A 21,909-nucleotide genomic window follows, 5' to 3' on the forward strand; every position below is an offset into this window, starting at 1 on the left:
AGGGGACGGAATCGCCGTGTCAGAAGCGACACAAGGGAAACAACCGACCATCACCCCCCTGCGGGTGGTGATCGCGCTCTGCCTGTTCGCCCCGTTCGTGGCGATGCTCTGGGTGAGTTCGTACGCGAAGGTCGAACCGGTCTTCGCCGGCATCCCGTTCTTCTACTGGTACCAGATGCTCTGGGTCCTGGTCTCCACCGCGCTCACCATGGTCGCGTACCAGCTGTGGCAGCGGGACCAGCGCGCCCGCAAGGGGGGTGACGCGCGATGAAGGACGGCGTGAACGGCGTGGCGCTCGGCGTCTTCGTCTTCTTCTTCGTGGCCGTCACGGTCATGGGCTTCCTGGCCGCGCGCTGGCGCAAGGCCGAGAACGAGCACAGCCTGGACGAATGGGGCCTGGGCGGCCGGTCGTTCGGCACCTGGGTGACCTGGTTCCTGCTCGGCGGCGACCTCTACACCGCGTACACCTTCGTCGCCGTCCCGGCGGCCATCTACGCGGCGGGCGCGGCCGGCTTCTTCGCCGTGCCGTACACGATCCTGGTCTACCCGCTGATCTTCACCTTCCTGCCGCGCCTGTGGTCGGTCTCGCACAAGCACGGGTACGTGACCACGTCCGACTTCGTCCGGGGCCGCTTCGGCTCCAAGGGCCTGTCGCTGGCGGTCGCGGTCACCGGCATCCTCGCCACCATGCCGTACATCGCGCTCCAGCTCGTCGGCATCCAGGCCGTCCTGGACGTGATGGGCGTCGGCGGCGGCGAGAACACCCACTGGTTCGTCAAGGACCTGCCGCTGCTGCTCGCGTTCGGCGTCCTCGCGGCGTACACGTACTCCTCCGGCCTGCGCGCCCCGGCGCTCATCGCCTTCGTCAAGGACACCCTGATCTACATCGTGATCGCGGTGGCCATCATCTACATCCCGATCAAGCTGGGCGGCTTCGACGAGATCTTCGCCAAGGCCGGCGAGGCCTACGCGCAGACCAACCCGGCGACCGGCAAGCCGCGCGGCGCGCTCGTCCCCGGCGAGGCCGGCCAGTGGACGTACGCGACGCTCGCGCTCGGCTCGGCGCTCGCGCTCTTCATGTACCCGCACTCCATCACGGCGACGCTGTCGTCCCGGAGCCGCGAGGTCATCCGCCGCAACACCACGATCCTGCCGCTGTACTCCCTGATGCTGGGCCTGCTCGCGCTGCTCGGCTTCATGGCCATCGCCGCCGGGATCAAGGTCAAGAACGGCCAGCTCGCCATCCCGCAGCTCTTCGAGACCATGTTCCCGGACTGGTTCGCGGGCGTGGCCTTCGCCGCGATCGGCATCGGCGCGCTCGTCCCGGCCGCGATCATGTCGATCGCCGCGGCCAACCTGTTCACCAGGAACATCTACAAGGACTTCATCAAACCGGACGCGACCCCGGCGCAGGAGACCAAGGTCTCCAAGCTGGTCTCGCTCCTGGTGAAGGTCGGCGCGCTGGTCTTCGTCCTCACCATGGACAAGACGGTCGCGATCAACTTCCAGCTGCTCGGCGGCATCTGGATCCTGCAGACCTTCCCGGCCCTCGTCGGCGGTCTGTTCACCCGCTGGTTCCACCGCTGGGCGCTGCTCGCCGGCTGGGCCGTCGGCATGGTCTACGGCACGTTCGCCGCGTACGGCGTCGCCAGCCCGACCCAGAAGCACTTCGGCGGCTCGTCCGCCGAGATCCCCGGCATCGGCGAGATCGGCTACATCGGTCTCACCGCCTTCGTCCTCAACCTCGTCGTCACGGTCGTCCTGACCTTCGTCCTCAAGGCCGTCAAGGCCCCCGAGGGCGTCGACGAGACCTCGCCCGAGGACTACACGGCGGACGCCGGCGACGCCACGGCCGGCTCGTCGGACCGCGCGAAGGTCGGCGCCTCGGTGCACTGACCCGCGGAAGCGCACAGTGAGGGGCCCGGGAAATCCCGGGCCCCTTTCGCGCGCGGTGGAGGCAGACTTCCCTCATGGACATCGTGATCAGGGCGGTACGGCCCGAGGAATACGAGGAGCTCGGCGAGCTCACCGGACTGACCTATCTGAACGACGGGCTGCTGCTCCACGGCGAGGACGACTTCTATCTGGCCGTGCTCCGCGACACGGCCCGGCGGGCCCGCGAGAGCGAGGTGCTCGTCGCCGCCGACCCGGAGGGCGGCATCATCGGCGGGGTGACCTTCGCCGCCGGCGGCACCACCTGGGCGGACATCGCGGTCGCCGGCGAGGCCGAGTTCCGGATGCTGGTGGTCGCGCCCGCGGCCCGCGGCAGGGGCGTCGGAGAGGCGCTCGTACGCGCCTGCGCGGACCGGGCGCGGGCCCTCCCCGGGTGCGCGCGGCTGGTGCTCTCCACGGACGCGAAGATGGCCGCGGCGCACCGGATCTACGAGCGGCTCGGCTTCGTCCGCACCCCCGATCGGGACTGGGAGCCGATCCCCGGCCACGCGCTGCGGACGTACGCGCTGGAGCTGTAGCCCCACGACCGACACAACATGTGGGGGGTGCCGTCAGCGGCGCCCCCCACATGTATGCTCATCCTCGCTGTCGACGCAGGGGAATCCGGCGCGAATCCGGAACTGTCCCGCAACGGTGTGCTTCGTGCGGTTTCGTACGGAGTGAGTCCGAAGACCTGCCGCCAGCGCGCCCGGTCCTTCCGTTCCGGGTGCCACTGACTTCCGGGCCTCGCGGAGTGGGCCGGTGGACACGGCGCGTCCGGCGTGACGGACGCCCTCCTGCCCGCCTTCCCCCGTCGCGGCCCCGAGCCGAGCGAGGGAGAGCCCCCACGTGACCATCGCGCCCGCCGATCCGGCTTCGGCCGAGGCTTCCGCGGTCGAGAGCGACGGCCCCGGGACCGTGCTGCTGCGGACCCTGACCGACCTCACCGCCGATCTCCCCGACACCGACCCCGGCAAGATCGCCGCCGCCGCCCTGCGCGGCCGCAGCGCCGCGTCGGACGAGGCGGAACTGCGCGAGCTGGCCACCGAGGCGGCCGCGGGCCTGATCGCCGAGGACCCGGCGTACTCCCGGCTCGCCGCCCGGCTCCTGACGATCACCATCGCCGACGAGGCGGCCGACCAGGGCGCGGTCTCCTTCTCCGCCTCCGTCTCCGTCGGTCACCGCGAGGGCCTGATCGCCGACCGCACCGCCGCCTTCGTCGCGCTGCACGCGGACCGGCTCGACACCCTGATCGACCGGGACGCCGACGACCGCTTCGGCTACTTCGGCCTGCGCACCCTCTACTCGCGCTACCTGCTGCGCCACCCGATCACCCGCAAGGTGATCGAGACCCCGCAGCACTTCATGCTGCGCGTCGCCTGCGGCCTGGCCGAGGACGACAGCGTCCGCGCGCTCGACGAGGTCGCCGCGCTGTACGGGCTGATGAGCCGCCTGGACTACCTGCCGTCCTCCCCCACGCTCTTCAACTCCGGTACCCGCCACCCGCAGATGTCCTCCTGCTACCTCCTGGACTCCCCGCAGGACGAGCTGGACTCCATCTACGGCCGCTACCACCAGGTCGCGCGCCTGTCGAAGCACGCCGGCGGCATCGGGCTCTCCTACTCCCGCATCCGCGCCCGCGGTTCGCTGATCCGCGGCACCAACGGCCACTCCAACGGCATCGTTCCGTTCCTGAAGACCCTCGACGCCTCCGTCGCCGCGGTGAACCAGGGCGGCCGCCGCAAGGGCGCCGCCGCCGTCTACCTGGAGACCTGGCACGCGGACATCGAGGAGTTCCTGGAGCTCCGCGACAACACGGGCGAGGACCAGCGCCGTACGCACAACCTGAACCTGGCGCACTGGATCCCGGACGAGTTCATGCGCCGCGTCAACGCGGACGCCGACTGGTCCCTCTTCTCGCCGTCGGACGTGCCCGAGCTCGTCGACCTGTACGGCGACGAGTTCGACGCCGCCTACCGCGCCGCCGAGGCGAAGGGCCTGGCCCGCAAGACGATGCCGGCCCGCGACCTGTACGGCCGGATGATGCGGACCCTGGCCCAGACCGGCAACGGCTGGATGACCTTCAAGGACGCGTCCAACCGGACCGCGAACCAGACCGCCGAGCCCGGCACCGTCGTCCACTCCTCGAACCTCTGCACCGAGATCATCGAGGTCACGAACGACGGCGAGACCGCCGTCTGCAACCTCGGTTCGGTGAACCTGGGCGCGTTCGTCACCGGCGGCGACATCGACTGGGAGCGCCTCGACGAGACCGTCCGCACGGCCGTCACCTTCCTCGACCGGGTCGTCGACATCAACTTCTACCCGACCGAGCAGGCCGGGCGTTCCAACGCCCGCTGGCGGCCGGTCGGCCTGGGCGCGATGGGCCTCCAGGACGTCTTCTTCCAGCTGCGGCTGCCGTTCGACTCCGCCGAGGCGCGCGCGCTGTCCACCCGTATCGCCGAGCGGATCATGCTCGCCGCGTACGAGGCCTCCGCCGACCTCGCCGAGCGCAGCGGCCCGCTCCCGGCCTGGGAGCAGACCCGCACCGCCCGCGGCGTGCTGCACCCGGACCACTACGACGTGGAGCTCAACTGGCCGGAGCGCTGGGCCGCGCTGCGCGAGCGGATCGCCGCCGTCGGCATGCGCAACAGCCTGCTCCTGGCCATCGCGCCGACCGCGACGATCGCCTCGATCGCCGGCGTGTACGAGTGCATCGAGCCGCAGGTCTCGAACCTCTTCAAGCGCGAGACGCTGTCGGGCGAGTTCCTCCAGGTCAACTCGTACCTCGTCGACGAGCTGAAGAAGCTCGGCGTGTGGGACGCGCAGACCCGGGACGCGCTCCGCGACGCCAGCGGTTCGGTCGCCGGCTTCGGCTGGATCCCGGCCGAGGTCCGCGAGCTGTACCGCACGGCCTGGGAGATCCCGCAGCGCGGCCTGATCGACATGGCGGCGGCCCGCACGCCGTTCCTGGACCAGTCGCAGTCGCTGAACCTGTTCATGGAGACGCCGACGATCGGCAAGCTGTCGTCGATGTACGCGTACGCCTGGAAGCAGGGGCTGAAGACGACGTACTACCTGCGCTCCCGCCCGGCGACCCGGATCGCCCGCGCCGCCCAGGCGTCGACGACGGCCACCGCCCCCATCCCCGTCCAGCAGGCGGTCTCCGACGCGGACGCCCTCGCCTGCTCCCTGGAAAACCCCGAGTCCTGCGAGGCCTGCCAGTAATGAGCTCCACCGAACAGAAGAACCTCCTCGACCCGGGCTTCGAGCTGACCCTCCGTCCGATGCGCTACCCGGACTTCTACGAGCGGTACCGGGACGCGATCAAGAACACCTGGACGGTGGAGGAGGTCGACCTGCACTCCGACGTCGCCGACCTCGCCAAGCTGACCCCGGCCGAGCAGCACATGATCGGCCGTCTGGTCGCGTTCTTCGCGACGGGCGACTCGATCGTCTCGAACAACCTGGTGCTGACGCTCTACAAGCACATCAACTCCCCGGAGGCGCGCCTGTACCTGTCGCGCCAGCTGTTCGAGGAGGCCGTGCACGTCCAGTTCTACCTGACGCTGCTCGACACCTACCTGCCCGACCCGGACGACCGCGCCGCCGCGTTCGACGCGGTCGAGGAGATCCCCTCCATCCGCGAGAAGGCGCAGTTCTGCTTCAAGTGGATGGACTCGGTCGAGAAGATCGAGAAGCTGGAGACGGCCGCCGACCGCCGCCGCTTCCTGCTCAACCTCATCTGCTTCGCGGCATGCATCGAGGGCCTGTTCTTCTACGGCGCCTTCGCGTACGTGTACTGGTTCCGGTCCCGCGGTCTGCTGCACGGCCTGGCCACCGGCACCAACTGGGTCTTCCGCGACGAGACGATGCACATGAACTTCGCCTTCGAGGTCGTGGACACCGTCCGCAAGGAGGAGCCGGAGCTCTTCGACGACGCCCTCCAGCAGCAGGTCACCGACATGCTCAGGGAAGCCGTCGAGGCGGAGCTGCAGTTCGGCCGCGACCTCTGCGGCGACGGCCTGCCCGGCATGAACACCGAGTCCATGCGCGAGTACCTCCAGTGCGTCGCCGACCAGCGCCTCCAGCGCCTCGGCTTCGCCCCGGTGTACGGCTCCGAGAACCCCTTCGCGTTCATGGAGCTCCAGGGCGTCCAGGAACTCACCAACTTCTTCGAACGCCGCCCCTCCGCCTACCAGGTGGCGGTCGAGGGCTCGGTGGACCTCGACGAGGACTTCTAGGCCACGGCCGTACGAGGAAGGGCCCCGCACTCCTGGAGTGCGGGGCCCTTCCCGTATCGCAGGCACCGCGCCCCATCCGGCGCAGGACCGCATAGGGTGCCTGGCATGGGCGATCTCGTGCGGGTGCGTGTCCTGGCCGGGGGCGCCGCCCTGGCGACCCTCGGGGCGGGGCTGGGGATCAGGGCGATCGGGTCCGGGGACCTCGTCAAATACGCGGGGGACGCGCTCTACACGGTGCTGATCGTGGCCCTGGTCGTGCTGGTCGCGCCCCGGGTGCGGCCGACGGTCGCGGCGGGGGTCGCCCTCGGGTTCAGCTGTGGCATGGAGCTGTTCCAGCTGACGGGCGTACCGGCCGAGCTGGCCGCGCGCAGCACGATGGCGCGGCTGGTGTTCGGTACGACGTTCAACGCGCCGGACCTGTTCTGGTACGCGATCGGCGCGGCGGTCGGCTGGGCCGGCCACCGCGCCGTGTGCGCGAGAAGCGACGAGCGTCGTCAGGCGTTCGGCACCGTCTCGTAGCGCGGGGTGCCCTCTTCCATCTGGCGGAGGGCGTCCTTGCGGTCGCGCTTGGAGAGGCGGTCGATGTACAGGTAGCCGTACAGGTGGTCCGTCTCGTGCTGGAGGCAGCGGGCGAAGTAGCCGGTGCCGCGCACCTTGATGGGGTTGCCCTGGGCGTCCTGGCCGTGGACCTCGGCGTAGTCGGGGCGGGCCAGCTCGGCGTAGGCGGTCGGCACGGACAGGCAGCCCTCGTTGGACTCGTCCAGGACGCGCAGCTCGGCCGGGAGCTCCTGGAGGACCGGGTTGACCACGACACCGGTGTGGCGGACGCCCTCGTCGTCGGGGCAGTCGTAGACGAAGACCTTGAGGTCCACGCCGATCTGGTTCGCGGCCAGGCCCACGCCCTCGGCGGCCTTCTGGCTGGCGAACATGTCGTCGATCAGCTGCGCGAGCCCGGCGTCGAACTCGGTGACGTCCTTGCACTCCTTGTGGAGCACCGGGTTGCCGACGACCGTGATCGGGCGGGCCGTGCCGCGCTCGCGGTAGGCGAGCTCGCGCGCCTCGCAGTCCTCCGTGTCCACGACGAACCCGTCGTTGATCTGCGTCTGCTCGTCCGTCTCCTGCTGCGCCATGTCCGGCCGCGCCCTTCTGAAAACCCGATTCCGTCGGAGGACAGCCTACGGGCCCGTGGCCGTGACCTCAGCAGACCTCTTCGAGATCCCGCCACTCACGGCTGTCGGGACTGTCCGCCACCCAGCCGTCGAGGAGCCCGCGCACGAGGCCCGCAGGGGCGGCGATGCCGCATTCGCGCTCCGGCACCCACAGCTCGCCGGGCGAGCGGTGGCCGAGCGGCCCGGGGTGCCCCGGCTCGCTGTGGTCGTGCGGGTCGGAGTGCTCGCCCTCGCCCTCGGCGCTCGGCATGGTCGACTCGGAGCAGGCGCGGCAGAGCAGCCGCACGGACGACGACCAGTCCTCGGCCGCGAAGCCCGCCTCGGCGGCGAGCTGCTCCAGGGCGTCCCGGTCGTCCTCGGTGGCGGCCTCCAGGAGGACCACCCAGGTGGGGACGGGGGACGGCGCCCACAGCTCGATCTCGTCGAAGACCGGGTAGGACGGGCCGGCGGTGGTGGTCCGCTCGCCGTTCGGCACCCCGTCGTGGAGGACGACCTCGCCCCAGCGGCGCCCGGAGGACGGCAGCGGGATGGAGAGGACCTCGATCCGGGCCGGGTCGAGCCTGCGGCCCCACACGACCTCGGCCTCGCCCTCGGGCGAGAGGCGGACGGCGGCGCTGCCCAGCTCCATGCCGGCGGGCTCGCCGGTGCCGGCGGCGGCTCCGGGCACCTTGAGGCCGTAGGCCTGCCAGGCCCGGCGGGCCAGCGGCCAGTCCTGGAGCGCGGTGGCGGCGATGCCGACGTTCCACCAGTCGGGGGCGCCGGTCTCCTTGTCGAGCAGCGCGACGGCGCGCAGCCCGGCCGCCCGCGCCTGCTCCCAGTCGTGGCGGAACTTGTGCAGCAGCGCCAGGTTGAACCAGGACTCGGAGAGCCAGGGCTCCAGATCCGCCGCGCGCGTCAGGAGCGCACCCGCGTCCTCGTACCGGCCGTCGCCGATCAGCGTGAACGCCCGGTCGGTGGCCTGCCGCCACGAGGCGGAGGGCCGATGCCGTACCTTCCCGAAGATCTTCACGATTCCCGCCTGCCGGTCGCTTCACCCTCTTGTTCGCATCCAACCATGCCCGGTCGGACGCGCGCTCATTACCCATGGGTTACCCCGGGGGGACGGAGGTCACCCCAGCGGCTCCACCCCGCGCCAGGACCCTGGCCAGGCATTCGACGACATCCGGGTGATAGTCGCGGGCGGTGCCGAGCCTGAGGCGTTCAAGCGCTCCCAGGGCCGCGCCCGCCCCGTCGCCGGCGAGATCGTCGTAGGCGTTCACGGCGCGGACGATCCGGGCGGGCACCGGCTGCTCGCGGTAGGGGTCGGCCTGGCGCTCGACGATCACGGCGACGGAGGCGGCGACCCCGGTCCTGCGGACCACCTCGCCGCCCAGGAGGGCGATCCGGCGCTGCTCCTCGGCGGACAGCAGGGCGGTGGCGCCGCCCGCGACCGGGTCGACGAGCGAGAGCTGTCCGATGTCGTGCATGAGCGCCGCGTGTTCGAGGACGGTCAGCTCGGGCCCGGAGAGGCCCAGCTCGCGCCCGACGGCGGTGCTGAGGGCGGCGACCCGGCGGGCGTGCCCGGGCGGGGTGCAGCCGGCGATCTCGGTGGCGCGGGCGAGGGAGGCGATGGTCTGCCGGTTGACGGTCCGCACGGCCGCGTACCGCCGGAAGGAGACCTGGGTGAGCAGCAGGGGCACGGCGAGCACGGGCAGCGCCCACAGCCCGGCTGCGGCGACGCCGAGCGCCATGACGGCGCCGGTGGCGCAGACGGCGGATCCGATGCCGAGGAGGGCGCGCAGTTCGTCGCGGAGGAGGGGGCCGTACGGGAATCCGGTGCGGGCGCGGAGCACGAGGGCGGCGAGGACGGCGTCGCACAGGGCGGTGAGGACGAGCAGGAGGACCAGGAAGAGGGCGTACCAGGGGCCCTGGCCGAGGCGGTCGACGACGGCGCCCGAGTTGTAGAGGGGCTGGAAGCAGAGGGCTGCGAAGCCGACGGTGAGGACGCGGCGGGCGAGGTGGTCGAGGCCGGGGTCGTGGCCCCGGGCGAGGTGGGGGACGATCCCGGCGAGGCCGGCGGCGACGACGACGGCGGTGATCTGGAAGACGCCGTGGGTGGTGGCGGTGCCGGCGCTCTGCCCGAGCAGGGCGTACGCGAGGGCTCCGGCGGCGGCGAGCGGCGCGGGCTCCCGCTCCCGGGTCTCGTCGGCCGCGGAGGGTGTCCCGGGAGCGGGGGCGGAGCCCCAGCGGGCGAGCTCGCCGAGGGCGACGAGGGCGCCGAAGGCGAGGGCGTTGCCGGGTTCGTCGACGCCGTACCAGAGCGTGGAGGCGAGGCCGGCGAGGCTCAGCAGCAGCGCCGCCCCGTACAGGGCGCCGACGGTGGCGGCGCCCGGCCTCACGCGCGCTCCCTCGGCCGGTCGGTGACGGGGGCGTCCGCCTCGCGGGGCGGCGGGACCCGGTCCGGCTGCGGGGCCTCGTCGGCGGTGACGGCGGGCTGCCAGCCGTGCCGGTCGAGGGCGCGGACGAGGGCGGCGACCATCCGGGGGTCGAACTGGGTGCCGGCGCACCGCTCCAGTTCGGCGACGGCGGTCGGCACCGGCCGGGCCCTGCTGTAGGAGCGGGTGGAGGTCATGGCGTCGAAGGCGTCGGCGACGGCGACCACTCGGGCGAATTCGGGAATCCGGTCGCCGTGCAGGCCGTACGGGTAACCGCTGCCGTCCATGCGTTCGTGGTGGTGGAGGATCGCGGCCCGGGCCTCGCCGAGGAAGCCGATGCCCCGGACCATCTCGTGGCCGTACTCCGGGTGCAGTTCGATGACCCGCCGCTCCTCGGGGGTGAGGGGGCCGTCCTTGCGGAGGACGCGGGTGGGCACGCCGAGCTTCCCGACGTCGTGCAGGATGCCGGCGAAGCGGACGACGTCGAGCCGTTCCTCGGCCAGGCCGAGTTCACGGGCGATCAGGACGGAGGCGTGGCCGACCCGTTCGCTGTGGCCGCGGGTGTACCGGTCCTTGATGTCGACGGCCTGCACGAGGGCGCGGATGGTGGCCTGGTGGGCGGCGCGCTCGCGGTGGTACTGGGCGAAGACCCAGCACGAGATGTACATCGGGAGCAGCACGAACAGCGCCGCGACCGCCCCGTAGGTGCTGCGCCAGAGGACGGCCATCATCAGCCCGGCGAGCCCGTGCACGAGGTGCGGGGCGAGCGCCCGGCCGAGGAGGCCGCGCCAGGCGGCCCGGAGGGGCAGTCCGTCGGCCGTGGCCCTGATGCCGCCGTCGAGGGCGGTGAGGGTCAGGCAGAAGGCGAGCGCGGCGGCGGCCGCGGGCAGCAGCGCGTACGGCAGGTCGGGGGCGTCCGGGCCGCGGCCGAGGGCGGCCGGGCCGCCGAGGAGGCCGGCGGTGGCTGCAGCGGCCCAGGCGGCGAGGGCGGTGGCGGCGGCCCGCCAGGCGCGGCGCGGCGCGGCGGGGGGTTCCTCGACGCGGGCGAGGAGGCTGCCGGGCAGCGCGGTGAGCGCCGCGGCGGCGGGCGGCAGGAGGAGCGCGGCGGCGAGGAGCACAGGGAAGAAGGAGCCGGTGCCCATGGGGACGGAGCCGCCGAGGGCGCGGCCGAGGAACCGGCAGCGGGCGGGCAGCTCGCAGAGCGCGTACAGGGCGGCGAGGAGCGCGGCCGTGCCCCAGGGGACGGCCGCGCCGGGGCGCAGGGCGGGCAGGGCGCACGCCCCGGCGCCGAGCAGGGCGCAGCCGATGTACACGCGGGCCGCTCGCGGAATGACCTTCACGCCCATCACGCCTGTCACGCTAGCGAGTCGAGCGGCGCCGGACTGCGCGGTACGAGTGATTCGCACCATCGGGTGATACAAGCTGATGTATGCGTGGGGCCGCCGCGAGCGTGTCGCGACGGCCTTCGTCCCCGGTGCGGGAGCGCTACTCCTGCGGGGCCGGTGTCGCCGGGGCGCTCGCCGTGACGTCCTGCTCGGGCACCAGGTGCCCGGCGCGGATCAGGTCGATGCGGCCCATGACCTTGGCGCGCAGGTCGGTGGGGACGTCGTCACTGCCGCAGCAGCGCTTGACGAGCTTCTTCACCGCCTGCTCCAGGCCGTACTTCTCCAGGCACGGGGAGCACTCCTCGAAGTGCACCTCGAACTTGGTGCAGTCGCTGTCGGGCATCTCGTTGTCGAGGAACTCGTAGAGATGATCCAGGACCTCTGAGCAATCCGTCTCGTGCGGCTCTCCGCAGCTCATGAGCCCGAGCCTTTCAGATCGTTCGACGACTCTCCGGCGCCCGCGGGTACGAGCCCGCGGTCGCGAGCGTAGTCCTCGAGCATGCCGCGCAGCTGGCGGCGTCCCCGGTGCAGTCGGGACATCACCGTACCGATGGGTGTCCCCATGATGTCCGCGATCTCCTTGTACGCAAACCCCTCGACATCGGCGAGATAGACGGCGATGCGGAACTCCTCGGGAATCGCCTGGAGCGCTTCCTTCACGTCGGAGTCGGGCAGGTGGTCGAGCGCCTGCGACTCGGCGGAGCGCAGACCGGTCGACATGTGCGACTCGGCGCGGGCGAGCTGCCAGTCCTCGATCTCCTCGGCGGCGCTGCGCTGGGGCTCACGCTGCTTCTTGCGGTACGAGTTGATGAAGGTGTTCGTGAGGATCCGGTAGAGCCACGCCTTGAGGTTCGTGCCCTCACGGAACTGGTGGAAGGATCCGTACGCCTTGGCGTAGGTCTCCTGCACCAGGTCCTCCGCGTCCGCGGGGTTGCGCGTCATGCGCAGCGCGGCCGAGTACATCTGGTCGAGGTAGCCGAGGGCGTCCCGCTCGAAGCGCGCGTTGCGCTCCGCGGTCGTCTCCTCGGGGCCGTCGTCGGTCCCTGTGTCGGTCCCAGTGACCGGACCCACCTCCTCCAGCGCGGCGGCGAGCCCGGGGGCGGACCCGCTCGTTTCGGAGGATAGACGAGGAAGCACTCCGCCCGCCGCCCGAATAGGGGCGGCCTTGGGCGCGGGCAGCACTGTCCAGTCGAGGTCAGCGGCCTGCGCGCGCTCCGGGCAGATGGTCGAACCCATGCGACGGACTCCCTCTTCCTTGCTCTCACACCGACGCACCGAACAACCACGGCCCCCCGCTCGGCATTCCCGGTTCCGGGCGGCGGTCAGCGGAGTCCCGCGATCCACCCGGCGACCCCGTCCACCAGGAGGGCGAGCGCCTCCTCCTGGCCGAGCGGCGCCCGCTTGGGCAGCGCGAAGCCGTGGTCCCCGTACGGGATCTCCACGAGCTCGTACGGGCCGTCCGGGTACTCCTCGGGCCGTCCGAAGGGGTCGTTGCCGCCCTGGACGACGAGGGTGGGCAGTCCGGTGCCGAGGAGCTCGTCGGCGCGGGAGCGCTCCGGCCTGCCCGGCGGGTGCAGCGGGAAGCTCAGCGCGAGGACGGCCGTCGCGCCCAGCTCCCGCCCGGTCCGGCAGGCGACCCGGGCGCCGGCGCTGCGGCCGCCCGCGATCACCGGGAGGCCGGGCCCGGCGAGGGCGGGCCAGAGGCCGCGCCAACCCGTGTCGAGGGTCTTCGGCGCGGGAGCGACCTTCTTGCCGGCGACCCGCCACGGCTGCTCGACGAGGGCGACGGTCACCCCGTGCGCGGGCAGCGCGCCCGCCAGCGCCTGGAGGTCGCGGGCCTCGACGCCGCCGCCGGCGCCGTGGCCGAGGGCGAGGACGACCCACGGCCGCGTCCCCTCGTACCAGGTGACGCGTGCCTCCCCGGCGTCGGTGGAAACGGTCTCGTACTGTGTCACGTCCTTGGTCACGCCCCCATCCTGCCGCCCGGGGGCCTCCCGAGGGCCCTCAGAACAGCGTGCCGACCTCGGGACCCGACAGCTCCTCCAGGAGCTCGGGGCCGTTGTTGCGGACGTTGCTGACGGCCGTGGCGACCGGGTAGGCCCGCATCAGGCCCTCCGGCGGCGGGGCGAGCAGGCTCCGCAGCTCCTCCGGGTCCGTGCGCGCCGGGTCGAGCCAGGCGTCCCAGCGCTCCTCCGTCAGCATGAGCGGCATCCGGGGGTGGATGTCGTGGAGCGAGCGCGGGCCCTCGGCCGGCGCCACGCCCAGCGGTCCGGTCTCGGCCTCGGTGGTGATCACCGAGCAGGTCGCCCACCAGGCGGACGGGTGCTCGGCCGGCAGCGAACCGTCCCGCCAGAACTCGTAGAGCCCCGCCATCGCGAAGACCGAGCCGTCGGCCGGGGTCACGAAGTACGGCTGCTTGCGCGGCCGCTTCTTCTTCCCCTCCACCTCCAGGTCGCGCTCGGCCACGCCGGTCACCCACTCGTAGTAGCCGTCGGCGGGCAGGATGCACCGGCGGGACGTGAACGCGCGCCTGAAGGACGGCTTCTCGTGGACGGTCTCCGCCCGCGCGTTGATCATCCGGGCCGCGCCCTCCGGCGACTTCGCCCAGGACGGCACGAGCCCCCATCTCAGCGCGCGCAGCTGGCGAACCGGACGCGGGGATCCCGCGTCTTTCACAGGGCGCTCCAGGACCGCCCAGACCTCCTTGGTGGGCGCCACGTTCCAGTCGGGCGCCAGGGTCTCCTCCGGCTCCCACTTCTCCACCCCGAAGAGCCCGACGAGGTCCTCGGGCCGCCGACTCGCTGCAAACCGTCCGCACATACCTGCCACACTGCCACGATCCCGAACACCACCGAGGAGCCGTCCGCGAAATGACCGAAATCCTCGGCACCCAGCCCGCTCCCGACCAGTGGATCGTCTGGGTCACCGCCGCCTGCGCGCTGGCCCTGGTCGTCTTCCGCACCCTGTGGCTGCCGGCCCGCAACGCGATCACGATCGCCCACGAGGGCGGCCACGGGCTCGTCGCGCTCGCCACCGGCCGCCGTCTCGAAGCGATCCGGCTGCACTCGGACACCAGCGGACTGACCGTGACCCGCGGCCGCCCGACCGGCGTCGGCGTGGTCCTCACCCTGGCCGCCGGATACCCGGCGGCCCCGCTGCTCGGCCTCGGCGGCGCCGCCCTGCTCGGCACCGGACACGTCACCCTGCTGCTGTGGGCCGCGACCGCGCTGCTCCTCGCCATGCTGGTGATGGTCCGCAACGCGTACGGCATCCTCACCGTCGTCCTGACGGGCGCCGCCTTCCTCCTCGTCTCCTGGCTCACCGGCCCCGACGTCCAGTCGGTCTTCGCCTACGCGGTGGTGTGGTTCCTGCTCCTCGGCGGCGTCCGACCGGCCTTCGAACTCCAGGCGAAGCGGCGCCGCGGCGGCGCACCCGACTCGGACGCGGACCAGCTCGCGGGCCTCACCCACGTGCCCGCCGGGGTGTGGCTCCTCTTCTTCCACACGGTCTCGATCTGCTGCCTGATCGGCGGCTGCCGCTGGCTCGTGCGGTTCTGACACCCCCGTACAGTGAGGACATGACCGCAGCAGCTTCCGCGCACACCGACCCGCCCACCGACCTCTGGCCCGCCCCGTACGCCCGCGGCGCCGTCGACGCGACCGTCACCGTGCCCGGATCGAAGTCGGTCACCAACCGGGCCCTGGTGCTCGCCGCGCTCGCCTCCGAGCCCGGCTGGCTGCGCCGCCCGCTGCGCTCCCGCGACACCCTCCTGATGGCCGAGGCGCTCCGCACCCTCGGCGTGAAGATCGAGGAAGGAGTGGGCCCCGACGGGTCGGGCGAGGCCTGGCGGATCATCCCCTCGCCGCTGCGCGGCCCCGCGGCCGTCGACGTCGGCAACGCCGGCACGGTCATGCGCTTCCTGCCCCCGGTCGCGGCGCTCGCCGACGGCCCGGTGCGCTTCGACGGCGACCCCCGCTCCCACGAGCGCCCGCTGCACGGCGTGATCGACGCCCTCCGCGGGCTCGGCGCCCGGATCGACGACGACGGCCGGGGCGCGCTGCCCCTGACCGTGCACGGCGCCGGCGGCCTGGACGGCGGCACGGTCGAGATCGACGCCTCCTCGTCCTCCCAGTTCGTCAGCGCGCTGCTGCTGTCCGCGCCCCGCTTCAACCAGGGCGTCGAGGTACGGCACGTGGGCGACAGGCTCCCCTCGCTCCCGCACATCCGGATGACCGTCGACATGCTGCGCGCGGTCGGCGCCAAGGTCGACGAGCCGGAGCACGGCGGCACCCCGAACGTGTGGCGGGTGGCGTCCTCCGCGCTGCGCGGCCGGGACCTGGTCGTCGAGCCGGACCTGTCGAACGCGCAGCCGTTCCTGGCGGCCGCGCTGGTCACCGGCGGCCGGGTGACGATCCCCGACTGGCCGGAGCGGACCACCCAGCCGGGTGACGAGCTGCGCCGGATCTTCACCGAGATGGGTGGCTCCTGCGAGCTGACCGACGCGGGCCTGACCTTCACCGGCACGGGCCGGATCCACGGCATCGACGTCGACCTCGGCGAGGTCGGCGAGCTGACCCCGGGCATCGCGGCGCTGGCGGCCCTCGCGGACTCCCCCTCCACCCTGCGCGGCGTGGCCCACCTGCGGCTCCACGAGACGGACCGCCTGGCGGCGCTCACCAAGGAGATCAACGAGCTGGGCGGCGACGTGACCGAGACCGAGGACGGTCTCCACATCCGCCCGCGCCCGCTGCACGGCGGCGTCTTCCACACGTACCACGACCACCGCATGGCGACGGCGGGCGCGCTCATCGGCCTCGCCGTCGAGGGCGTGCTGATCGAGGACGTGGCGACGACGGCGAAGACCTTGCCGGACTTCCCGGGGATGTGGACCGAAATGCTCGGGGCCTGAGTCATGCGGCGTTACGGCAAGCACACCGACGAGGACGACATCCGCCAGCGGCCCAACCGCAAGGGCACCCGTCCCCGCACGACCATCCGTCCCAAGCACGAGGACGCCGTCGAGGGCATGGTCCTCACCGTCGACCGCGGCCGGCTGACCTGCCTGGTCGACGACCGGATCGTGACGGCCATGAAGGCGCGCGAACTGGGCCGCAAGGCCGCCGTGGTCGGCGACCGGGTCTCGATCGTCGGCGACCTCTCCGGCGAGAAGGACACCCTGGCCCGGATCGTGCGGATCGGCGAGCGCAGCTCGGTGCTCCGGCGCACGGCCGACGACGACGACCCGTTCGAGCGGGTGGTCGTCGCCAACGCCGACCAGCTGGCGATCGTCACCGCGCTCGCCGACCCCGAGCCGCGGCCCCGGCTGATCGACCGCTGCCTGGTCGCCGCCTACGACGGCGGGCTCTCCCCGCTCCTCGTCCTGACCAAGTCGGACCTGGCGCCGCCGGACACCCTCCTGGAGATGTACGGGGCGCTGGGCGTGCCGTACGTGGTCACCACCCGCGACGAGTTCGTCGACGGGGTGGCCGCCGAGCGGGTCCACGAGCACCTCAAGGGCCGGACGACCGCGTTCGTGGGCCACTCCGGCGTCGGCAAGACGACCCTGGTCAACGCCCTGGTCCCGCCGGAGCGGCGGCGTACCACCGGTGTGGTCAACGCGGTCACCGGCCGCGGCCGGCACACCACCACCTCGGCGCTCGCCCTGCCGCTCAACGACAAGGAGGGCGGCTGGGTCATCGACACCCCGGGCGTGCGCTCCTTCGGTCTGCACCACGTCGACCCGTCGCGGGTCATCCACGCCTTCCCCGACCTGGAGCCGGGCACGGAGAACTGCCCGCGCGCGTGCAGCCACGACGAGCCGGACTGCGCGCTCGACGCGTACGCGGCGGAGGGGCACGCCGATCCGGCGCGGCTGGTGTCGCTGCGGCGGCTGCTCGCGACCCGGGAGCGACGCGAGGGCGACTGAGCCCCCGGCGTTTGCGCCTGCTCGCAGCCGGTAAGTGCATAATCGCACCAAGTGCGACGAAGCAGTCACCGACGGCGTGGGAGGCACTGACGATGGCGTGGCTGCTGGTGGTGATCGCGGGAATCCTGGAGACGGGTTTCGCGGTCTGCCTGAAGCTCTCGCACGGTTTCACCCGGCTGTGGCCGACGATCGCCTTCGCGGCGTTCGCCCTCGGCAGCTTCGGCCTCCTCACCCTCGCACTGCGGAAGCTGGACGTGGGCCCGGCGTACGCGGTGTGGACGGGGATCGGCGCCGCCGGCACGGCGATCTACGGCATGGTCTTCCTGGGCGACGTGGTCTCCACGCTCAAGATCGTCTCGATCAGCCTGGTCATCGCGGGGGTCATCGGACTCCAGCTCTCCGGCTCGGCGCACTGACCCGGCCCGGCGCCCCCGGGGGTCACCGGCGGGGGCGGTGCGACGACGTGGCTGAGCGCGATCCGTACGGCGAGTTCGCAGCCGGCGGCCCAGCGCTCCCCGGCGCAGGCCGCGGTCTGCGCCACGAGTTCGCCGGGCGCGGGCGGCCCTGCGTCGGCGCGCCGCTGGGCCGGTACGGGGGCGGGCCGGGCGCCGGACCTGGCCGGCCTGGGTTCGGGCAGCCGCTCGTTCCAGGCGCCGGTGAGCAGGGCCCGCAGTATCGGGCGGACGGCGGCCCTGGCGACGATCCACTCGGCGACGGCGACGACGTTCCGGCCGGGCGGGGCCGGGGCGGCGAGCAGCGCGCGGACGCCCTGGAGGTAGGTGTCGGCCTCCCGGCGCACCAGCGCGCGGGCCAGCCCCTCCTTGCTGCCGAACTCGTTGTAGAGCGTCTGCCGGGAGACCCGCGCGACGGCGGCGAGGTCGGCCATGCGAATCGCGGACCAGGGCCGGTGGGTGAGCGCGGCGAGCGCGGCGTCGAGCAGGGCGTCGCGGGCGTGCGCCATCGCCACCTCCGGGAGGGAACGGTTCCCCGCCCAGCGTCGACAGCCGCCCGCACCCTGTCAAGGGGGTCGGGAGGGCCGGGCGCGGAGCCCCCGTGGACGGTTCTCCGCGCGTTCCCGCCGCGGGGATAGAGTGCCGACCATGGCCGATTACCACGATGATCTGCGTCTCGCCCACGTCCTCGCGGATGCCGCCGACGCGGCCACCATGGACCGATTCCAGGCACTCGACCTCCAGGTCGAGACCAAGCCGGACATGACCCCGGTGAGCGAGGCCGACAAGGCCGCGGAGGAGCTGATCCGCGGCCAGCTCCAGCGCGCCAGGCCCCGTGACGCGATCCTGGGCGAGGAGTACGGCGTGGAGGGCTCGGGCCCGCGCCGCTGGGTGATCGACCCGATCGACGGCACGAAGAACTACGTGCGCGGGGTGCCGGTCTGGGCGACCCTGATCGCGCTGATGGAGGCCGGGGAGACCGGCTTCCAGCCCGTCGTCGGCGTGGTGTCGGCCCCGGCGCTCGGCCGGCGCTGGTGGGCCGCGAAGGGCAGCGGCGCGTACACGGGCCGCAGCCTCGCCTCGGCGACCCGGCTCGGGGTGTCGAAGGTCGCGTCCCTGGAGGACGCCTCCTTCGCGTACTCCTCGATCAGCGGCTGGGAGGAGCAGGGCCGGCTCGACGGCTTCCTCGACCTCACGCGCGCGTGCTGGCGGACCCGCGCGTACGGCGACTTCTGGCCGTACATGATGGTCGCCGAGGGCTCCGTGGACATCTGCGCCGAGCCGGAGCTCTCCCTGTGGGACATGGCCGCGGTGGCGATCGTGGTCCAGGAGGCCGGCGGCACCTACACCGGCCTGGACGGCCGGCACGGCCCCCACAGCGGCAACGCCGCCGCGTCCAACGGCCTCCTCCACGGCGAGCTCCTGAGCTACCTCAACCAGCAGGCCGCGCAGGACTGATCGGGCCACCGCATCCCCCCGGGGGCGCCCACCGCGTCGGCGGGGGCGCCCACCGCACCGGCGCGGGTACCTCGCGCGCCCTCTTGTCGCCCTTCTCCCCCGGTGCCACTCTGAGAGTCCCCCCACTTGTGAACTTGTGAATTCCTTCTTCTTGAAGGTTCACCAAGGAGGTGGCTCCGTCCATGCTCGTCCGTGACGCCATGAGCACCGTGGTCCTCACCATCGGCCCCGCACACACCCTGCGACAGGCGGCCCGGCTGATGTCGGCGCGCCGCGTCGGCGCGGCCGTCGTCCTCGACACCGACGCCGGCGGGCTCGGGATCCTCACCGAGCGCGACATCCTCAACTCCCTCGCCCGGGACCAGGATCCCGACCTCGAGACCGCGGGCTCCCACACCACCCGCGACGTCGTCTTCGCCGCGCCGACCTGGACCCTGGCCGAGGCCGCCGAGGCCATGACGCACGGCGGCTTCCGCCACCTGGTGGTCCTCGACGACCGGGGGCCCGTCGGCATCGTCTCCGTGCGCGACATCATCCGCTGCTGGATCCCGGTGCACAGCGTGGCCGGGTGAGCGGGCCCGCCGGGTGAAACGAAAGCGGGCCGGGCCTCCGTACGGAGACCCGGCCCGCCCTCTTCCTACGGCAAGCGCCCTCAGCCGCGCAGGGCCTGGACCGCGGCGTCGAGCCGCTTGCCGAAGTCACCGTCCGCCTGGCGGAAGTTGTCGATCGCCCGCTCGGCGATGTCGTCGCGGGAGACCTTGGCGATGAAGCCGGCCAGGTTCGCGACCAGACGGCCCTTCTCGTCCTCCGACATCAGGCGGTAGAGGTTGCCCGCCTGGACGAAGTCGCTGTCCTCGGCGTGCGAGGGAGCGACGTGGTCGCCGGTGACACCGGAGACGGCGGTCGGCTGCCACAGCGGCCGGTCCGTCTGGTACGGGCCGCCGAAGCTGTTCGGCTCGTAGTTCTTCGCGCCCTTGTGGCGGCCGTCGTAGAGGTAGCCGTCACGGGAGTTGGTGCGCGCCTCGGTGGCGTGCGGGCGGTTCACCGGCAGGTGGTCGGCGTTGATGCCGACGCGGTAGCGGTGGGCGTCGCCGTAGGCGAAGAGGCGGCCCTGGAGCATCTTGTCCGGGGACGGGCCGATGCCCGGCACGAAGTGCGCCGGGGAGAAGATGGACTGCTCGACCTCGGCGAAGATGTTCTCCGGGTTGCGGTTGAGCTCCAGCTTGCCGATCTCGATCGGCGGGTAGTCCTCGTGCGGCCACACCTTGGTGAGGTCGAACGGGTTGAAGCGGTACTCCGCCGCGTCCGCCGCGGGCATGATCTGGACCTGCACGGTCCAGGTCGGGAAGTCGCCGCGCTCGATGGCCTCGCGCAGGTCGCGCTGGTGCGAGTCCGGGTCCTCGCCGGCGAGGCGGTTGGCCTCGTCCTGGGTGAGGTTCTTGATGCCCTGGTCGGTCTTGAAGTGGTACTTGACCCAGAAGACCTCGCCGGCCTCGTTGTTCCACTGGAACGTGTGCGAGCCGTAGCCGTTCATGTGGCGGTACGAGGCGGGGATGCCGCGGTCGCCGAAGAGCCACGTGACCTGGTGGGTCGACTCCGGGGAGAGGCCCCAGAAGTCCCAGACGTTGTCCGCCTCCTGCGAGCCCGAGTACGGGTCGCGCTTCTGGGTGTGGATGAAGTCGGGGAACTTGATGGCGTCCTTGATGAAGAACACCGGGGTGTTGTTGCCGACGAGGTCGTAGTTGCCCTCTTCGGTGTAGAACTTCAGCGCCCAGCCGCGGGGGTCGCGCACCGCGTCGGCCGCGCCGAGGTTGCCCGCGACGGTGGAGAAGCGCAGGAAGGTCTCGGTCTCCTTGCCGACCTCGGAGAGGAACTTGGCGCGCGTCCACTGCGAGACGTCACGGGTGAGCGTGAAGGTGCCGTAGGCGCCCGCACCGCGCGCGTGGACCACGCGCTCCGGGATGCGCTCGCGGTTGAAGTGGGCGAGCTTCTCGAGCAGGAGCTGGTCCTGGACGAGGACCGGACCGCCGACGCCCGCCGTCTCGCTGTTCTGGTTGTCGGCGACCGGCGCGCCGGCCTCCGTGGTGAGCGGTCCCTGCGTCACGTGCGCCTCCTGCGTCATTACTGCGAGTCCTGTCCGTCGGCCCGGAGCCCTGTCGAGGCCCTTGGCCAATGCCGGTTTCGATCCTACGATAGACAATGTCTAAGTCAAGTGAACTTCCAAAGTCACACCCGTTCGGGAACCCGTTCCCCCGGCTGTTAGGCTGGCCCTCATGAGTGACCTGTTGGAACGACTGCGCGGACGCGGCTGGCGGATGACCGCGCAGCGGCGTGTCGTGGCCGAAGTCCTCGACGGGGACCATGTGCACCTGACCGCCGACGAGGTCCACGCACGTGCCGTGACGAGACTTCCCGAGATCTCGCGCGCGACCGTCTACAACACGCTGGGCGAGATGGTCACCCTCGGCGAGGTCATCGAGGTCGCGACCGACGGACGCGCCAAGCGGTACGACCCCAACGCCCACCGGCCGCACCAGCACCTGGTCTGCGGCCGGTGCGGTGCCATCCGCGACGTGCACCCGGCCGGCGACCCCATGGCCGACCTCCCGGACACCGAGCGCTTCGGCTTCACGATCTCGAACGTCGAGGTCACCTACCGCGGCATCTGCCCCAGCTGCGCCGCCACCGCCTGACACGCACACGAGAAGGCCCCCGCCCCGGCGGGGGCTTTCTTCATGCCCGCACGCGCACACCGACCCGCTCGGACACCGACACGCGCGGATGCGAAGTGCGCACACGACGAAGGCCCGGATCCGATGTGATCGGATCCGGGCCTTCGTTGCTACAGAGTATCGGGGACAGGATTTTAACCAGCGACCGATGGGTTATTATCCCAGCGAGCTAACCAGCAGCTCCACCCCCCGTCGGT

At 72.2% G+C, this 21,909-nt stretch carries 23 protein-coding genes, 1 tRNA gene and 1 riboswitch; of the genes, 13 read left to right on the forward strand and 11 right to left on the reverse strand.

The window, feature by feature from the left end; all coding sequences use genetic code 11:
• Positions 1 to 16: 16 nt before the first annotated feature.
• From ACFCY7_RS22170 to ACFCY7_RS22195, 6 genes are all read left to right on the forward strand, one after another.
• Positions 17 to 271, forward strand: coding sequence for a DUF3311 domain-containing protein (locus tag ACFCY7_RS22170; protein ID WP_376487597.1), 255 nt, complete (start codon positions 17 to 19; stop codon positions 269 to 271).
• Positions 268 to 1,896: a monocarboxylate uptake permease MctP gene (mctP, locus tag ACFCY7_RS22175; RefSeq protein WP_376487598.1), complete on the forward strand. Its 1,629-nt coding sequence runs from the start codon at positions 268 to 270 to the stop codon at positions 1,894 to 1,896. Before ACFCY7_RS22170 ends, mctP begins: the two co-directional genes overlap by 4 nt.
• Before the next feature lie 74 nt (positions 1,897 to 1,970).
• Positions 1,971 to 2,471, forward strand: coding sequence for a GNAT family N-acetyltransferase (locus tag ACFCY7_RS22180; RefSeq protein WP_376487600.1), 501 nt, complete (start codon positions 1,971 to 1,973; stop codon positions 2,469 to 2,471).
• Between the two features lie 17 nt (positions 2,472 to 2,488).
• A riboswitch (cobalamin riboswitch) is annotated at positions 2,489 to 2,649 on the forward strand.
• Between the two features lie 132 nt (positions 2,650 to 2,781).
• A complete protein-coding gene (locus ACFCY7_RS22185) occupies positions 2,782 to 5,160 on the forward strand; it encodes a ribonucleoside-diphosphate reductase subunit alpha (RefSeq protein ID WP_376487601.1) in 2,379 nt (792 codons plus the stop codon).
• Positions 5,160 to 6,176 (forward strand): ribonucleotide-diphosphate reductase subunit beta, encoded by a 1,017-nt coding sequence (locus ACFCY7_RS22190; RefSeq protein WP_376487603.1) that lies wholly within the window; start codon positions 5,160 to 5,162, stop codon positions 6,174 to 6,176. Before ACFCY7_RS22185 ends, ACFCY7_RS22190 begins: the two co-directional genes overlap by 1 nt.
• Positions 6,177 to 6,281: 105 nt before the next feature.
• Positions 6,282 to 6,695 carry a DUF2809 domain-containing protein gene (locus ACFCY7_RS22195; RefSeq protein WP_376487605.1) on the forward strand — a complete coding sequence of 138 codons (414 nt, stop codon included), beginning with the start codon at positions 6,282 to 6,284 and terminating at the stop codon, positions 6,693 to 6,695.
• Here ACFCY7_RS22195 and def read toward each other — a convergent pair.
• From def to ACFCY7_RS22235, 8 genes are all read right to left on the reverse strand, one after another.
• A complete protein-coding gene (gene def, locus ACFCY7_RS22200; protein WP_376487607.1) occupies positions 6,671 to 7,306 on the reverse strand; it encodes a peptide deformylase in 636 nt (211 codons plus the stop codon). The genes ACFCY7_RS22195 and def overlap by 25 nt on opposite strands.
• Before the next feature lie 67 nt (positions 7,307 to 7,373).
• Positions 7,374 to 8,354 (reverse strand): tetratricopeptide repeat protein, encoded by a 981-nt coding sequence (locus ACFCY7_RS22205; RefSeq protein ID WP_367827445.1) that lies wholly within the window; start codon positions 8,352 to 8,354, stop codon positions 7,374 to 7,376.
• Positions 8,355 to 8,433: 79 nt separating this feature from the next.
• Positions 8,434 to 9,723, reverse strand: a complete 1,290-nt coding sequence (locus tag ACFCY7_RS22210; protein ID WP_376487608.1) for an HD-GYP domain-containing protein — start codon at positions 9,721 to 9,723, stop codon at positions 8,434 to 8,436.
• Positions 9,720 to 11,099 (reverse strand): HD-GYP domain-containing protein, encoded by a 1,380-nt coding sequence (locus ACFCY7_RS22215; RefSeq protein ID WP_376487629.1) that lies wholly within the window; start codon positions 11,097 to 11,099, stop codon positions 9,720 to 9,722. The genes ACFCY7_RS22210 and ACFCY7_RS22215 overlap by 4 nt, the downstream gene beginning before the upstream one ends.
• A 145-nt stretch (positions 11,100 to 11,244) precedes the next feature.
• Positions 11,245 to 11,562: a mycothiol system anti-sigma-R factor gene (gene rsrA, locus ACFCY7_RS22220; protein WP_376487610.1), complete on the reverse strand. Its 318-nt coding sequence runs from the start codon at positions 11,560 to 11,562 to the stop codon at positions 11,245 to 11,247.
• The gene (locus ACFCY7_RS22225; RefSeq protein WP_352186978.1) at positions 11,559 to 12,215 is read right to left on the reverse strand and encodes a sigma-70 family RNA polymerase sigma factor; all 657 of its coding nucleotides are present in this window, start codon (positions 12,213 to 12,215) and stop codon (positions 11,559 to 11,561) included. The genes rsrA and ACFCY7_RS22225 overlap by 4 nt, the downstream gene beginning before the upstream one ends.
• A 251-nt stretch (positions 12,216 to 12,466) precedes the next feature.
• Positions 12,467 to 13,111 (reverse strand): alpha/beta family hydrolase, encoded by a 645-nt coding sequence (locus ACFCY7_RS22230; protein WP_376487612.1) that lies wholly within the window; start codon positions 13,109 to 13,111, stop codon positions 12,467 to 12,469.
• 37 nt (positions 13,112 to 13,148) lie between these two features.
• Positions 13,149 to 13,964: an SOS response-associated peptidase gene (locus ACFCY7_RS22235; RefSeq protein WP_376487613.1), complete on the reverse strand. Its 816-nt coding sequence runs from the start codon at positions 13,962 to 13,964 to the stop codon at positions 13,149 to 13,151.
• A 50-nt stretch (positions 13,965 to 14,014) separates the two neighbouring features.
• Here ACFCY7_RS22235 and ACFCY7_RS22240 point away from each other — a divergent pair, with 50 nt between their 5' ends.
• From ACFCY7_RS22240 to ACFCY7_RS22255, 4 genes are all read left to right on the forward strand, one after another.
• Positions 14,015 to 14,701 (forward strand): M50 family metallopeptidase, encoded by a 687-nt coding sequence (locus tag ACFCY7_RS22240; RefSeq protein ID WP_376487614.1) that lies wholly within the window; start codon positions 14,015 to 14,017, stop codon positions 14,699 to 14,701.
• Positions 14,702 to 14,721: 20 nt separating this feature from the next.
• Positions 14,722 to 16,053: a 3-phosphoshikimate 1-carboxyvinyltransferase gene (aroA, locus tag ACFCY7_RS22245; RefSeq protein WP_376487615.1), complete on the forward strand. Its 1,332-nt coding sequence runs from the start codon at positions 14,722 to 14,724 to the stop codon at positions 16,051 to 16,053.
• Between the two features lie 3 nt (positions 16,054 to 16,056).
• Positions 16,057 to 17,070, forward strand: a complete 1,014-nt coding sequence (gene rsgA / locus ACFCY7_RS22250; RefSeq protein ID WP_376487616.1) for a ribosome small subunit-dependent GTPase A — start codon at positions 16,057 to 16,059, stop codon at positions 17,068 to 17,070.
• A gap of 92 nt (positions 17,071 to 17,162) precedes the next feature.
• Positions 17,163 to 17,486, forward strand: a complete 324-nt coding sequence (locus tag ACFCY7_RS22255; protein ID WP_017236286.1) for a multidrug efflux SMR transporter — start codon at positions 17,163 to 17,165, stop codon at positions 17,484 to 17,486.
• Here ACFCY7_RS22255 and ACFCY7_RS22260 read toward each other — a convergent pair.
• A complete protein-coding gene (locus ACFCY7_RS22260; RefSeq protein WP_376487618.1) occupies positions 17,378 to 18,031 on the reverse strand; it encodes a TetR/AcrR family transcriptional regulator in 654 nt (217 codons plus the stop codon). The two genes, ACFCY7_RS22255 and ACFCY7_RS22260, sit on opposite strands and share 109 nt — an antisense overlap.
• Before the next feature lie 139 nt (positions 18,032 to 18,170).
• Between ACFCY7_RS22260 and hisN the strand changes: the two genes are divergently transcribed.
• Positions 18,171 to 18,980 carry a histidinol-phosphatase gene (gene hisN, locus ACFCY7_RS22265; RefSeq protein WP_376487620.1) on the forward strand — a complete coding sequence of 270 codons (810 nt, stop codon included), beginning with the start codon at positions 18,171 to 18,173 and terminating at the stop codon, positions 18,978 to 18,980.
• Positions 18,981 to 19,162: 182 nt separating this feature from the next.
• On the forward strand, positions 19,163 to 19,552 hold the full coding sequence (locus ACFCY7_RS22270; RefSeq protein ID WP_376487623.1) for a cyclic nucleotide-binding/CBS domain-containing protein: 390 nt from the start codon (positions 19,163 to 19,165) through the stop codon (positions 19,550 to 19,552).
• Between the two features lie 80 nt (positions 19,553 to 19,632).
• On the opposite strand, the gene ACFCY7_RS22275 is transcribed toward ACFCY7_RS22270, so the two are convergent.
• The gene (locus ACFCY7_RS22275; RefSeq protein ID WP_376487624.1) at positions 19,633 to 21,102 is read right to left on the reverse strand and encodes a catalase; all 1,470 of its coding nucleotides are present in this window, start codon (positions 21,100 to 21,102) and stop codon (positions 19,633 to 19,635) included.
• A 151-nt stretch (positions 21,103 to 21,253) separates the two neighbouring features.
• Between ACFCY7_RS22275 and ACFCY7_RS22280 the strand changes: the two genes are divergently transcribed.
• The gene (locus ACFCY7_RS22280) at positions 21,254 to 21,673 is read left to right on the forward strand and encodes a Fur family transcriptional regulator (protein ID WP_033201249.1); all 420 of its coding nucleotides are present in this window, start codon (positions 21,254 to 21,256) and stop codon (positions 21,671 to 21,673) included.
• A 159-nt stretch (positions 21,674 to 21,832) separates the two neighbouring features.
• Here the strand turns inward: ACFCY7_RS22280 and ACFCY7_RS22285 are convergent.
• Positions 21,833 to 21,904, reverse strand: a tRNA-Ile gene (locus ACFCY7_RS22285).
• Positions 21,905 to 21,909: the final 5 nt, after the last annotated feature.

Origin of the sequence: Streptomyces sp. NPDC056361, from assembly GCF_042262805.1 — a bacterium.
In the GTDB taxonomy this organism is placed as follows: Bacteria; Actinomycetota; Actinomycetes; order Streptomycetales; family Streptomycetaceae; genus Streptomyces.

What these genes read in the sequence shown, in the direction of transcription:
- mctP (WP_376487598.1), top strand. Translation starts at nt 268, where the DNA reads ATGAAGGACGGCGTGAACGGCGTGGCGCTCGGCGTCTTCGTCTTCTTC.
- ACFCY7_RS22195 (WP_376487605.1), top strand. Translation starts at nt 6,282, where the DNA reads ATGGGCGATCTCGTGCGGGTGCGTGTCCTGGCCGGGGGCGCCGCCCTG.
- ACFCY7_RS22190 (WP_376487603.1), top strand. Translation starts at nt 5,160, where the DNA reads ATGAGCTCCACCGAACAGAAGAACCTCCTCGACCCGGGCTTCGAGCTG.
- ACFCY7_RS22275 (WP_376487624.1), bottom strand. Translation starts at nt 21,102, where the DNA reads ATGACGCAGGAGGCGCACGTGACGCAGGGACCGCTCACCACGGAGGCC.
- hisN (WP_376487620.1), top strand. Translation starts at nt 18,171, where the DNA reads ATGGCCGATTACCACGATGATCTGCGTCTCGCCCACGTCCTCGCGGAT.
- ACFCY7_RS22255 (WP_017236286.1), top strand. Translation starts at nt 17,163, where the DNA reads ATGGCGTGGCTGCTGGTGGTGATCGCGGGAATCCTGGAGACGGGTTTC.
- rsgA (WP_376487616.1), top strand. Translation starts at nt 16,057, where the DNA reads ATGCGGCGTTACGGCAAGCACACCGACGAGGACGACATCCGCCAGCGG.
- ACFCY7_RS22240 (WP_376487614.1), top strand. Translation starts at nt 14,015, where the DNA reads ATGACCGAAATCCTCGGCACCCAGCCCGCTCCCGACCAGTGGATCGTC.
- aroA (WP_376487615.1), top strand. Translation starts at nt 14,722, where the DNA reads ATGACCGCAGCAGCTTCCGCGCACACCGACCCGCCCACCGACCTCTGG.
- ACFCY7_RS22270 (WP_376487623.1), top strand. Translation starts at nt 19,163, where the DNA reads ATGCTCGTCCGTGACGCCATGAGCACCGTGGTCCTCACCATCGGCCCC.
- ACFCY7_RS22235 (WP_376487613.1), bottom strand. Translation starts at nt 13,964, where the DNA reads ATGTGCGGACGGTTTGCAGCGAGTCGGCGGCCCGAGGACCTCGTCGGG.
- ACFCY7_RS22280 (WP_033201249.1), top strand. Translation starts at nt 21,254, where the DNA reads ATGAGTGACCTGTTGGAACGACTGCGCGGACGCGGCTGGCGGATGACC.
- ACFCY7_RS22260 (WP_376487618.1), bottom strand. Translation starts at nt 18,031, where the DNA reads ATGGCGCACGCCCGCGACGCCCTGCTCGACGCCGCGCTCGCCGCGCTC.
- ACFCY7_RS22180 (WP_376487600.1), top strand. Translation starts at nt 1,971, where the DNA reads ATGGACATCGTGATCAGGGCGGTACGGCCCGAGGAATACGAGGAGCTC.
- rsrA (WP_376487610.1), bottom strand. Translation starts at nt 11,562, where the DNA reads ATGAGCTGCGGAGAGCCGCACGAGACGGATTGCTCAGAGGTCCTGGAT.
- def (WP_376487607.1), bottom strand. Translation starts at nt 7,306, where the DNA reads ATGGCGCAGCAGGAGACGGACGAGCAGACGCAGATCAACGACGGGTTC.